Origin of the sequence: Parafrankia sp. EUN1f (assembly GCF_000177675.1) — a bacterium.
GTDB lineage: Bacteria > Actinomycetota > Actinomycetes > Frankiales > Frankiaceae > Parafrankia.
Map to the genome: position 1 here is coordinate 102,089 of NZ_ADGX01000003.1, position 12,063 is coordinate 114,151.

The 12,063-nt window shown below is 72.9% G+C and carries 12 protein-coding genes; 2 read left to right on the forward strand and 10 right to left on the reverse strand.

Features of this window, described 5'->3' with window-relative positions; genetic code table 11:
• Positions 1-122: 122 nt before the first annotated feature.
• Both FREUN1FDRAFT_RS01540 and FREUN1FDRAFT_RS01545 read left to right on the forward strand, forming a co-directional pair.
• Entirely contained in the window at positions 123-1,727 is a 1,605-nt protein-coding gene (locus tag FREUN1FDRAFT_RS01540) for a YhjD/YihY/BrkB family envelope integrity protein (RefSeq protein ID WP_006538156.1), read from the forward strand.
• Positions 1,728-1,865: 138 nt separating this feature from the next.
• On the forward strand, positions 1,866-4,388 hold the full coding sequence (locus FREUN1FDRAFT_RS01545; RefSeq protein WP_006538157.1) for a carbamoyltransferase HypF: 2,523 nt from the start codon (positions 1,866-1,868) through the stop codon (positions 4,386-4,388).
• On the opposite strand, the gene hypB is transcribed toward FREUN1FDRAFT_RS01545, so the two are convergent.
• The 10 genes from hypB to FREUN1FDRAFT_RS01590 all read right to left on the reverse strand — a co-directional run bounded on the left by hypB (position 4,286) and on the right by FREUN1FDRAFT_RS01590 (position 12,021).
• Complete coding sequence (hypB, locus tag FREUN1FDRAFT_RS40880) at positions 4,286-5,074, reverse strand: hydrogenase nickel incorporation protein HypB (protein ID WP_006538158.1); 789 nt, start codon at positions 5,072-5,074, stop codon at positions 4,286-4,288. The genes FREUN1FDRAFT_RS01545 and hypB overlap by 103 nt on opposite strands.
• 56 nt (positions 5,075-5,130) lie before the next feature.
• A complete protein-coding gene (locus FREUN1FDRAFT_RS01550) occupies positions 5,131-5,475 on the reverse strand; it encodes a hydrogenase maturation nickel metallochaperone HypA (protein ID WP_006538159.1) in 345 nt (114 codons plus the stop codon).
• A 15-nt stretch (positions 5,476-5,490) separates the two neighbouring features.
• The gene (hypE, locus tag FREUN1FDRAFT_RS01555) at positions 5,491-6,642 is read right to left on the reverse strand and encodes a hydrogenase expression/formation protein HypE (protein WP_006538160.1); all 1,152 of its coding nucleotides are present in this window, start codon (positions 6,640-6,642) and stop codon (positions 5,491-5,493) included.
• On the reverse strand, positions 6,639-7,856 hold the full coding sequence (gene hypD, locus FREUN1FDRAFT_RS01560; protein ID WP_006538161.1) for a hydrogenase formation protein HypD: 1,218 nt from the start codon (positions 7,854-7,856) through the stop codon (positions 6,639-6,641). Before hypD ends, hypE begins: the two co-directional genes overlap by 4 nt.
• 54 nt (positions 7,857-7,910) lie before the next feature.
• Positions 7,911-8,183 carry a HypC/HybG/HupF family hydrogenase formation chaperone gene (locus FREUN1FDRAFT_RS01565; protein ID WP_006538162.1) on the reverse strand — a complete coding sequence of 91 codons (273 nt, stop codon included), beginning with the start codon at positions 8,181-8,183 and terminating at the stop codon, positions 7,911-7,913.
• Between the two features lie 113 nt (positions 8,184-8,296).
• The gene (locus FREUN1FDRAFT_RS01570; protein WP_006538164.1) at positions 8,297-8,824 is read right to left on the reverse strand and encodes a hydrogenase maturation protease; all 528 of its coding nucleotides are present in this window, start codon (positions 8,822-8,824) and stop codon (positions 8,297-8,299) included.
• On the reverse strand, positions 8,821-10,092 hold the full coding sequence (locus FREUN1FDRAFT_RS01575; RefSeq protein WP_006538165.1) for a hypothetical protein: 1,272 nt from the start codon (positions 10,090-10,092) through the stop codon (positions 8,821-8,823). Before FREUN1FDRAFT_RS01575 ends, FREUN1FDRAFT_RS01570 begins: the two co-directional genes overlap by 4 nt.
• The gene (locus FREUN1FDRAFT_RS01580) at positions 10,089-10,706 is read right to left on the reverse strand and encodes a DUF6084 family protein (protein ID WP_035948567.1); all 618 of its coding nucleotides are present in this window, start codon (positions 10,704-10,706) and stop codon (positions 10,089-10,091) included. Before FREUN1FDRAFT_RS01580 ends, FREUN1FDRAFT_RS01575 begins: the two co-directional genes overlap by 4 nt.
• A complete protein-coding gene (locus FREUN1FDRAFT_RS01585; RefSeq protein ID WP_006538167.1) occupies positions 10,706-11,446 on the reverse strand; it encodes a DUF5947 family protein in 741 nt (246 codons plus the stop codon). The genes FREUN1FDRAFT_RS01580 and FREUN1FDRAFT_RS01585 overlap by 1 nt, the downstream gene beginning before the upstream one ends.
• A complete protein-coding gene (locus tag FREUN1FDRAFT_RS01590) occupies positions 11,443-12,021 on the reverse strand; it encodes a hypothetical protein (RefSeq protein ID WP_006538168.1) in 579 nt (192 codons plus the stop codon). The genes FREUN1FDRAFT_RS01585 and FREUN1FDRAFT_RS01590 overlap by 4 nt, the downstream gene beginning before the upstream one ends.
• Positions 12,022-12,063: the final 42 nt, after the last annotated feature.

The following is a 12,063-nucleotide window of genomic DNA, read 5'->3' on the forward strand; positions in this document are numbered from 1 at the left end:
GGACAGGCCTAAAGTCAGCGCCCTGGGAGATACTTTCGCGTGGGTCATCCCTACGATCGCGGGTATCGGTCCAGATTCTCCGGAGGGCGTGCGGGTGGCGCGCCGAGACGAGGAGGCGCAGGGTGGCCCTCGGCGCGCGGCTGGATCGTGCGCAGCAGAGCCGGCCGAGTGTCGCGTTCCCGCTCGCGGTCGTCTACAAGTTCACCGAGGACCAGGGCGGGTACCTGGCCGCGCTGATCGCCTTCTACGGGTTCCTCTCCCTGTTCCCGCTGCTCCTGCTGCTCACCACCTGCCTCGGTTTCGTGCTCGCCGGGCATCCGGACCTGCAGGAGCAGGTGGTCAGCTCCGCGCTCAGCCAGTTCCCGATCATCGGTGACCAGCTGCGCAACGACGTCCACGCGCTGCGGGGGAGCGCCGCCGCGGTGGCGATCGGTCTGTTCGGCAGCATCTGGGGCAGCCTCGGGGTGGCCCGCGCGGTCGGCAACGCGCTGGACACGGTGTGGGCGGTCCCGCGCCGGTCCCGGCCGAACCCCTTCTTCGCGCGGGTGCGCAGCTTCGGCCTGATCGGTCTGCTCGGCCTCGGTGTGCTCCTGACGACCGTGCTCTCGGCGATCACGACCCGGGCGAGTGACCTGGGGACCGGCCTCGGGGTCGGTCTGCAGGTGCTGGCCGTGGTGCTCGGTCTCGTCGGGAACACGGGCCTGGTCCTTGTGGCCTTTCAGCTGCTCACCGTCAAGGACGTGTCGTTTCGCCAGGTCCTGCCCGGGGCGGCGGTCGCGGCCGTGGGCTGGCAGCTGCTCCAGTCGGCCGGTACCTATCTGCTGCAGTACCAGCTGCAGGGTCGGACCCAGGTGTATGGGCTGTTCGCCTTGGTGCTCGGCCTGGTGACCTGGCTGTACCTGCTCGCCGTGGTGATCGTGTTCGCGATGGAGATCAACACGGTGCGGGTCGGGCGGCTGTACCCGCGCGCGCTGCTGACGCCGTTCACGGACGACGTCGTCCTGACCGACTCGGACCGGCGCGTCTACACCGCGTACGCGCAGGCCGAGCAGTTCAAGAGCTTCCAGAAGGTGGACGTCTCCTTCGACCAGGATCCGCCCATGGAGCTGACCCACGCGATGCGCACCACGGGGACCTGCCGCCGGTTCCGGCCGGACCCGGTGCCCGACGACGTCCTGGTCGAGGCGTTCGACGCGGCCCGGTTCGGGCCGCAGGGCGGGAACCGGCAGCCGGTGCGGTTCGTCGTCGTGCGCGACCCGGAGCGCCGCGCGGCGCTGGCGGAGCTGTACCGGGCCCGCTGGCAGCTCTACCTGGCGGCATTGCGGGAGCGTGGGCTCGAGCCGCCGCCCGACACGGATCACTTCGTGCAACATCTCGCCGAGGTGCCGGTGCTCATCGTGGTCTGCGTGGAGCTGGCGGCGCTGCATCCGACCGACACCGACCTCGGCCGGCTCAGCATCGTCGGCGGGGCGTCGGTCTACCCGATCGTGCAGAACCTCTGCCTCGCGCTGCGCGGTCAGGGCGTCGCCACCGCCCTGACCACGCTGCTGGTCGCGGACGAGCCCGCGGTGGCCGAGCTGCTCGCGATCCCGCCCGGGTACGTCACCGCGGCGCACCTGGCGGTCGGCTACCCGGAGGCGGACTTCCCGCGCCGGCTGCGCCGCCGCCCCGTCGCCGAGCTGGTCTTCGAGGACACCTTCGGACACCCGATGGGCGACGGGCAGTAGCTCGACGGGCGACCGTCAGTAGTCTGAGCGACACTCGGGCAATGGCGGCACGAGAGCATGTCAGGGTCGACGTGACCGGGATCGTGCAGGGGGTCGGCTTCCGTCCCTTTCGTCCACGGGCTGGCCACCCGGCTGGGGTTGCGCGGCGAGGTCGGTAACGACAGCGAGGGCGTCCACATCGAGCTGGACGGTGACGGCGCCGACGTCGCCGCCTTCCTGACCGCGCTGCGGGACGAAGCCCCGCCGCTCGCGGAGATCGAAACCGTTGACGTCACGGAGTGCACCGACCACACCGACCACCACTTCGGCGGCGCGGCGGGCACGGCCGGCGCGGCCGGCACGGCGAGCGCGCACGGTGCGGACGGCGCGCCCGGCGCCGGTTCCGCGGAACCGGGGGGTGGCTTTCGCATCGTCGCGAGCGATCCGGCGCGCGACGGGGGCGGGCCGCGGACGCAGGTCTGCGCCGACAGCGCCACCTGCGCGGACTGCCTGCGCGAGCTGGCCGACCCGGCCGACCGGCGCTACCAGTACCCGTTCATCAACTGCACGAACTGCGGGCCGCGTTTCACGATCATCCTGGACGTCCCCTACGACCGGCCCGCCACGACGATGGCGCCGTTCCGGATGTGCGACCGCTGCCGGGCCGAGTACGAGGACCCGGCCGACCGGCGTTTCCACGCCCAGCCGGTGTGCTGCCCGGACTGCGGGCCCGCACTGGAGTTCCGGCCGGCGCAGGGGTTCTGGCTGACCCCCGAGTTCCGCCTCGGTCCGGGGTTCCGCCTCGGGGCCGGGTTCCGTCCCACCGCCCGTCCGGGCCAGATGCCGTCCGACCATGCGCTGAACCTGGCCGCGGCGCTGCTGCGGGCCGGCGGGATCCTGGCGGTCAAAGGCCTCGGCGGGTACCACCTGGCCGTGCTCGCCGCCGACGAGACGGCGGTTGCCCAGCTGCGCCGGCGCAAGCGCCGCGACGGCAAGCCGTTCGCCCTGATGGCCCGGGATCTGGCCGAGGTGGAACGGCTCTGCGTCGTCGACGGGACCGCCCGCCGGCTGCTGACCTGCCGGCGCCGCCCGATCGTGCTGCTCGACCGCCGGCCCGCACCGCCCGACGGTACCGGGACATCCCCGTGCATCGCGCCGTCGGTGGCCCCCGGGGTCCGGACGCTCGGGATCATGCTGCCCTACACGCCGCTGCACCATCTGCTGCTCGGGCGCCTGCCCGGTCCGATCGTCCTCACCAGCGGCAACATCTCCGACGAGCCGATCCTGTTCCGCGACGACGAGGCCCTCGCCGGGCTGGGCCGGGTCGCCGACGGGTTCCTTCTGCACGACCGGGCCATCCACACCCGCCTGGACGACTCGGTCACCCGGTCGGTCCGCGGCCGCGAGGCGGTGGTGCGCAGGTCCCGCGGCTACGCGCCGGAGCCGGTGCCGCTGGCCTGGGACGTCGCCCGGCCCGTGCTCGCATGCGGAGCGGAGCTGAAGAACACGGTCTGCCTGGCGGCGGGGCGGCGCGCGCACCTGTCCGGGCACCTCGGCGACCTGGAGAACCCGGCGACCCTGCGCTCGTTCGCCGGTGCCATCGAGCATCTGGGCAGGCTGTTCGACATCCGGCCGGAGCTGGTGGCGCACGACCTGCATCCGGAGTACCTGTCCACCAAGTGGGCGCTGGAGCAGGAGCTGCCCGTCATCGGCGTCCAGCACCACCATGCGCACATCGCCTCCTGCCTGGCGGACAACGGGCGGCGGGGGCCCGTTCTGGGGGTGGCGTTCGACGGTCTGGGCTTCGGCCTCGACGGCACCCTGTGGGGTGGGGAGTTCCTGTGGGCCGACCTCACCGGCTTCACCCGGGTGGCCTACTTCGAGCCGGTGGCACTGCCCGGCGGGGCGGCGGCGATCCGCGCACCATGGCGGATGGCCGCCTCCTACCTGCAGGCCGCCGGGGTGGACGACCGCGAGCGGCTCGGGGTGGCGCGGCGCAACGAGGCGTGGTGGGGCGCGGTGACCAGCCTGGCCCGCGTGCCCGTGGCCACCTCGCTGACGCCGCCGGCCCCGCTGGCGCCGCGGACCAGCAGCGTGGGGCGGCTGTTCGACGCGGTCGCCGCGCTGGTCGGAGTCCGCGACACGATCCGCTACGAGGGGCAGGCCGCCATCGAGCTGGAGCAGCTGGCCGCACCCGGTGACCACGGCGCCTACCCGTCCGGGGCAGGCGGGGGAGCATCGGCGCGGGGAGCACGAGTCGGGGGAGCGCAGGGCACCGACGCCCTGGTCCTGTCGGGTGCAGGGCTGGTCCGGGACGTCGTGGCGGACCTGCGTGCCGGGACCACGCCGGCGGTCATCGCGGCGCGTTTCCACACCACCCTGGCCAGGCTCACCGTCGACACCTGTGTGGCGCTGAGGGAGCGGCTGTTCGGAACGGAGCCCGGCACCGTGGCCCTGTCGGGCGGTGTGTTCGGCAACGTGCGGCTCGCCGGGGAGATCGAGGACGGCCTGGCCCGATCGGGCTTCACCGTGCTGACCCATGCGCGGGTGCCCTGCAACGACGGCGGGATCAGCCTCGGTCAGGCGGCGGTCGCCAGCGCGCGCAGCCAGGAGAACCAGTCGGACAGCCCGGCCCCGTCGTTCGCGGACACCGCCAGCACCCGGACGGACGGGTTGACCTGACGCACCGCGTCGGTGAACTGATCACCGTCGAAGGCCAGCCAGGGCAGCAGATCGACCTTGGTCAGCAGGATCAGATCCGCGGCCCGGTACATGTGCGGGTACTTGGTCGGTTTGTCCTCGCCCTCGGTGACCGAGGTGAGCACGACGCGGGCCGTCTCCCCGAGATCGAACAGCCCGGGGCAGACGAGGTTCCCCACGTTCTCGATGAGCACGACGGAGCCCCGGTGCGGGTCGACGGAGCCCCGGTGCGGGTCGACGGCGCCGCGGTGCGGATCGAGGCGGCCGGGGCCGGGCGGCGGGTCGAGCTCGCGCAGCGCCCGGCCGACGGAGGCAGCGTCCAGATGACAGCCGGTGCCCGTGTTCACCTGGACTGCCGGCGCGCCGCTCGCGCGGATGCGCTCGGCGTCCAGCCGTGTCTCCTGGTCGCCTTCGATCACCGCGCACTCGACGGCCCCGGTGAGACCGGGGATCGTGTGCTCCAGCAGCGTCGTCTTCCCCGAGCCCGGAGAGCTCATCAGGTTGACGGCGGCCGTCCGCCGCGCCGCCAGCCAGGCCCGGTTCTCCCGGGCGGCCTCGTCGTTGCGGGCCAGAACGTCCAGCTCCAGGCGCAGCATCCGCGTCGCGGCACCGGCGCCGGTCTCGAGTGCCGACTCGTCGGTGCGGTCACATCCGCAGGTGCCACACATCAGCCCACATCCTCGACATCAGCCCGCCTCCTCGATATCAACCCGCCTCCTCGACATCAACCCGCCTCCTCGGTGACCTCGACCGCGGTGATCCGGACCTGCTCACCGCCGGTCAGGTCGATCTCGTGGCTGCCGCACCGGCACGGCGTGAGCAGGTCGGGCAGGTCGACGTCGCGCCCGCACCGTCGGCAGTGGCCCCGCCCGACCGGCTCGGTGAGCTCCAGCCGCGCGCCGGCCAGCGGTGTGCCGGCGGCGACCAGGTCGAAGCAGAACCGCACCGGCTCGGTCATCACTCCGGACAACCGGCCGATCTCCAGCACCACCCGGGTGACCCGTACGTCCGCGGGCAGCCGGTCGACGATCATGTCGACCAGGCCGACGGTGACCGAGAGTTCGTGCACCGCGCGACCGCCCGGTCAGCAGATCCGCGGCAGCGGATCGCCCACCAGCAGGTCGACGATGCGGGTGCCGCCGAACGCCGTGTTGAGCAGCACCGTTCCCGGCGGGTCGTCGACGATCCGGCCGATCACCGTGCTCTGCGCTCCGAGCGGGTCCGCACGCAGGGCCGCGAGCGCGGTGTCGACCGCCTCCGGGGCGACGATCACCACCATCCTGCCCTCGCACGCGACGTACAGCGGGTCGAGCCCGAGCAGCTCACAGGCGCCGCGCACCTCGGTGCGGACGGGCACCGCGGCTTCGTCGACGACGACCCCGACACCGGACGCCTTCGCGACCTCGTTGAGGATCGTCGCGACACCACCGCGGGTCGCGTCCCGCATCGCCCGCACGCCGCCACCGCCCGGTGCGCCGCCACTGCCCGGTGCGCCGCCACCGTCCCGCGTGCCGTCACCGCCCGGTGTGTTCACGGCTGCCAGCAGGCGTGCGGTGAGGGCTGACAGCGGGGCGGTGTCGGAGCGGAGGTCGGCGCTGAGGTCCAGCTCCCCGCGGGCCAGCAGCACCGTGATCCCGTGGTCGCCGATCGGCCCCGTGACCACGACGACATCCCCCGGCCGAGCCAGCGACGCCCCGAGCCGCAGCCCCGGATCGACCAGCCCGACGCCCGTCGTGGTGATGTAGCAGCCGTCGGCCCGGCCACGCTGGACGACCTTCGTGTCCCCGGTGACGATCGACACGCCCGCGCGCGTCGCCGCCTCGGCCATCGACGCCACGATCCGCCGCAGGTCCGCGATGTCCATGCCCTCCTCGAGGATGACCGCGCTGGCCAGGTGCAACGGGCGGGCCCCGGCCACCGCCAGGTCGTTGACCGTGCCGTTCACCGCGAGATCCCCGATGTTGCCACCGGGGAAGAACAGCGGCGTGACGACGAACGAGTCCGTCGTGAGGGCGAGGCGCTCGGTGCCGGCGTCGAACACCGCCGCGTCCTCCAGCGGTTCCAGCAGCGGGTTGCGCAGCGCCTCGAGGAAGACCGCGTCGACCAGGGTCGCCGTGGCCTTGCCGCCGGCGCCGTGCGCCGAGGTGATGTGGGTGTCGCGCAGCTTGGGACGCCGGCGCCGGGCGGCCTCGACGCGGTCGAGGACTCCGGACGCACCCCGGCCTGCCGCCGTCATGCGCGGATCACCGCCTTCCTCGGGTCAGCCTGTCTGGTGTCAGCCTTTCTGGGGTCAGCCTTTCTGGGGTCGACGGAGCCGACGTCATCCCCGCGCTGGGTGCTGGTGGAGCCGCGATGGCGCAGGCGCCCGAAGTTGTAGTAGGCCGCGCAGGCCCCTTCGGGGGAGACCATGCATGCCCCGATCGGGGTCTCCGGGGTGCAGCCGGTGCCGAAGACCCTGCACTCCCACGGCTTGATCACACCGGTGAGGACCTCGCCGCACTGGCAGGCCTTCGGGTCGGCGACCCGGGCACCCGGTGGCGCGAAGATCCGCTCGGCGTCGAAGGCCGCGAACCGTTCCCGCACCTGCATGGCCGACCACGGAATGCGTCCCAGCCCGCGCCACTCGAAGTCCGGCCGCGGTTCGAGGACCTCGTCGATGGCGGCGAGCGCCACCGGGTTGCCCTCGGCCGCGACCACCCGGGTGTACTGGTTCTCGACCTCGCACCGTCCGTCCCGGAGCTGACGGAGCAGCTGGTAGATGGACTGCAGGATGTCCAGCGGCTCGAAGCCGGAGACGACCAGCGGCTTGCCGTAGTCGCGTGGGATGAACTCGTACGGCCGGCAGCCGATGACCGTCGAGACGTGCCCGGGGCCCACGAATCCGTCCAGGCGCACGTCGGGGGAGTCGAGGATCGCCCGCAGCGCCGGCACAATCGTGATGTGGTTGCAGAAGATGGAGAAGTTCTCCAGTCCTTCCGCGGCCGCCCGCAGCACCGTCAGCGCGGTGGACGGTGTCGTCGTCTCGAAGCCGATCGCCATGAACACGACCCGCCGGTCCGGATTCGCCCGCGCGATCTTCAGCGAGTCGAGCGGGGAGTAGACCATCCGGATGTCGGTTCCCTCGGCGTTCGCGTCGAAGAACGAGCCGTGACTGCCCGGAACCCGCATCATGTCGCCGAACGAGGTCATGATGACGCCGTCCTGACGGGCGATGTGCATGGCATCGTCGACCCGGCCCATCGGAATGACACACACCGGGCAGCCCGGGCCATGCACCAGGCTGACCTCCGGCGGGAGATGGTCCTCCAGTCCGTGTTTGTAGATCGTGTGGGTGTGCCCGCCGCACACCTCCATGAACGCGTAGGCGCGCCCGGGTTCGCACAGGTCGGCCATCCGGGCCGACAGCGCCCGCGCGGTGTCGGCGTCTCGGTACTCGTCGACGAAGCGCATCAGCTCCCCCTCCTTCCTCGCTGGTCGGCCGACGTTCAGTGAGCCTGAAGAGGCTCAGTCGATGGCCGATGCGCGCAGAGCCGCCAGCTCGTCGTCGTAGGCCCGCCCGATGCCGGTGAGGAACTCCAGCGCCGCCCGGGCCTCGGCCTCGTCGATCAGGGACAACGCGAAGCCGACATGGATGAGGACCCAGTCACCCGGCCGGGGCGGGGTGGCGTCGAGCAGGCCGATGTTGATCGCACGCCGCACTCCGCTGACGTCCACCGTCGCGATGTCCGGGCGGTCCGGGCGGATCTCCACGACCTCGCCTGGGATGCCAAGGCACATGCCGGATCACGACCTGCTGAACTCGAGGTAGCGCCGCACGTCAGGGGTCACGGTGACGGCCACGGCGCCGAGGCCGGCCGTCGCGGCGGCGAGCAGTATCCAGTGCGACATGATCAGCTCCTTCGCGAGTTCGAATGCGAGTGCGAGTACGAATGCGCGGGTGTTGCCGGGGCCTCCTCCGAGGCCCCCACCTCCTCGACCACGGAGCGGACGAGCCGGGTCGCGGGCTCCACGGCGGCTGCCACCCGCGCGGACAGCCCGATCTGGGGATGCACGATGGCCGGTTCGCAGCCGACCAGCAGGGCGCGGTCGAGGCGACCGCCGAGCGTGGCGACCAGGTCGAGGACGGCGTCCGGCCGCATCCCGTGCGCGTCGAAGCCGACCGGTTCCCGCGCGCCGCCCAGATCCAGCAGCGAGACCGTTCCCGGCGGGTGCCCGCGCCCGAGCGCGTCGACGAGCACCACAGCCCTGTACCCGGAACACAGGTCGAGGGCCAGCTGCATGCCGCTGATCCCGTAGTCGGCGACCGTGACGCCCGGCGGTGGGCCGGCGTCGAGCAGGCGGCGCACCACCTCGACGCCGAAACCGTCATCGGCGAGCAGGACGTTGCCCACTCCGGCGACCAGTGTGGGCGGGTTCATCTCGGTTCCAGTTCGTCCGGGCGGAAATACAGGAAGCGGCCGAACTCTCGGCGCAGGTCGGCGCCCGGGTCCTCGTCCAGGGTGACCGCGATGTGGGTTCGTCCGTCGAGGTCGTGCAGCACCGCGGCGACGGTGGCGGCGGCACCGTCGACGAACATGTCCTGCGCGTCGGTCCGCCCGCGGTGGGGCCGGACCCACACCTTGGCGCCCTCCACCAGCTGCGGGGACGGGGTCAGCTGCGTGGCCGGGGTGGCCGGGGTGGCACGACCCGGGTCGGAGCCGCCGATCCGGGTGCGGCCGTGGAGTTTCTCGACCATCGCCGGCGCGAGCTCCGCGACGGCGTCCAGGAGCTCGGCCGCCCGCGGGTCACCCGCCCGGGCGTCGCGCCGTTCGGTCTCGGTCAGGGTCGCCGTGCGCAGGGCCAGCACCTCGTCGATCTCGGTGGCGTCGCAGAAGGAGGTCGGGCTCTCCGCGGCGAGATGAGGGTCGTCCGGGAGGATGATCGGTGCCGCCAGCAGCGTGCCGCTGCGGCCGGGCCGGCCCAGCAGAGCGGGCCACAGCCGCTCGTTGGCACAGTCAGCCGCGGCGTGGGCCGCCCATTCGGGCGGGTCCGCCGGCGACAGGAACTCCCCCGGGGCGACGTGGGCCACCAGCTGCAGCCCGATGAACGCGGCCCCCAACGCCGCGTCCCGCGACCCGGCGGCGGCGTGCGGCGGCTCACCGGCGGAGATGTTGCGGACGGTCGCGCGAATCCGGAATCCCCCGTAGGGGCCAGGAAGCCGCTGGGCGTCGAGCAGCAGCTCGCCGCGCGCCGCGGGCGTCGACGGCGTCGGCTGCGGTGGCGTGTAGGTGAGTTCTCGGCGTGCCGGCTCATCGAGCACGTCGGCGATGCGCACGCGCAGGGCGGTGGCCGCCTCGCCGCGCGCTCCGTCGTGCTCCCACAGCCAGCGGAGCGCGACTGTCAGCCGGGCGTCCGGGCCGCCGTCGAGGAGGAACTCGGTGTGCGCGTTGCTGTGCTCGCCGCTGCCGGCGCCGGCGAACGACGGGGGCATCAGTACCCCGAACTGCCAGTGCTGCTGGTTCTTCAGCGCGTCGGACCGGTAGGGGTAGAGCAGGTAGCCCTCGTACAGGACGGTGTCCGACAGCGCCCGCGCCGCGGCGGACAGGAAGCCGAGCGCGTCCTCGACGCCGGGCACGGGTGAGGCCGTCCGACCTCCGGCATGGTCACTGATGGCCGCATCGGTGCTGGTCCGGTCCGGCGATCTCATCGGTCCTCCCCGGCCAGCAGCGAGACGATCGCGGCGTCGGCAGTCGCGATGGCATGGTCACGGCGGTAGCGCGTGAGCGCGTCGACGGTGCTGCGATCCAGGCGCAGCCAGCCCGAGCCGGGGAAGTAGGCGTCGATCAGCTCGCGCCAGGTGGCCACCGGCAGGCGGCAGGTGGTCTCCAGGCGCCAGGGCACCTGCTCGACGCGCAGCCCGTGCGGGCCCACCCCGAAGACGGTTCCGCTGAACATCAGACGTAGCGGGATCACCCCGCCTCGCAGCGACTGGAAGTAGTTGCCGGAGGCGACCTCAAGATCGTAGCTGCAGGGCACGGCGAGCTCGACGTCCGCGCTCCCGGTGAAGCCGGGAACCATCGTGGACACCATCGCGAACTGGATCGGATGCGGCGGGCCGGCTCCGAACAGCCCGGTCAGCGCCTGCGCCTCCGCGTCGTCGTAGCGGCGCGCGCCGGGCTCGATGCGGATCTGGCAGCGAAGCGCCAGCACGTGCAGCCGCTCACCGCTGTGCTCCTCGACCCGCAGGACGAACCGAAGCGTCGGCGCCGCGGCGTGCCGCAGCGGCGTGACCTCGACACAGGTGAAGGTCAGGTCGGCCATCATGCGCCCCCCACAGGCGAAGTCACAGGGGAAGTCACGGGAGCAGGTGCGGCCCTGGCCGCAGCCGCGGGCGTGGCCCCGGCCCGGTGCCGGGCGTCGGCGAGGAAGGCCGCGAGGTGGGCGCGGGCGTCGGCACCGCCATCGAATCCCCGCCAGTGCAGCCGCAGGTCCCCGACGAGCCGGTAGCAGGCGTCGATCGGCAGCAGGTACCCCGCCTGGCCGTCGCGGGTGACATGGACGAGCACCGCCTCGACCTCGGGCTCCGGCCGCCACGCCGGCCCGCCCGTTGCACGGTCGGTGCCGGTGCCGGTGCCGGTGTCCGTGCTTTCGGTGTTGTCGGTGTCGTCGATGTCGAGGTCCTGCGGCGTCAGGGTGGCGGGCAGCTCGCAGTGCGTCGCCCCGGCGGGGCTCGGGTAGAAGGCGTTGACCGCCCCGTCGTGGATCACGAAGAACGCCAGCCCCACCGGAATCCCCGCCGCGGCCAGCAGCCGCGGGCCGGCAGCGAAACCGGGGGCGAAGCGGTATCGGGTCGGTATCGCGCGGTAGCGCCCGCCGCCGGCTCCGGTGGGGGTGAACAGCAGCCGGCAGCCGGGGCAGGCGCACAGGATGGACCTGGTGGCCAGGTCCGCGACGTGACCGTGACCGTGCTCGTCGGCGACCGCCTCACCGCAGAACTCGCACCGGGTCATGGCACGGCCCGGGTTTGCGACGAGGAAGCGGCGCAGGGTGGGGGCCGTCATGGCGTGCTCGCCCGGTCAGCCGTGCCCGCCGCGCTCACGCCGACGACGGGCAGCAGGGGACGTCCGGCGGCGAGGTCGCCGGCGAGGTGCTGCCCCTCGACGGTGACGCCGACCTCGGGTGCGAGCGCCGCGACGGCGCGTTCGACGGCGGCGATCACCGCGGGGCTGGTCGGCTGCCCGTCGGCCTGGACCGTGACCACCCGGTCGTCGGCCGGGCCGGTGACCGCCAGCACGGGGGTCCGGTCGCCCAGCTGCGCCCGGATCTGGTCGAACGCCTGCTCGACCCGGTCGCGGGTGCTGACGGGATGCAGTCCGTGCATTGCCAGCATGGGGCCCAGGTGCGGGTCCGCCGCGAGCCGTCGGACGGTGTCCGCGTCGGCGATCCGGGTGACGCGGGCGAGGCCGGCACCGTAGAACTCCATCAGTGCTCTGACGATCTCTTCCGCGAGCACCCGCGTCCGGCTGTCGCCAAGCTGCTCCATCCTGGCGAGCAGACCGTCGACGCGGGCCGCGGTGTCACGCGGGTCCGTGCTGTCGCGCGGGTCCGCGGTGGTCACTGTCGCTGTCGCTGTCATCGCGCGCTCATCCGGCCGGGGTGAAGGCGTGCGGGGTGTGCA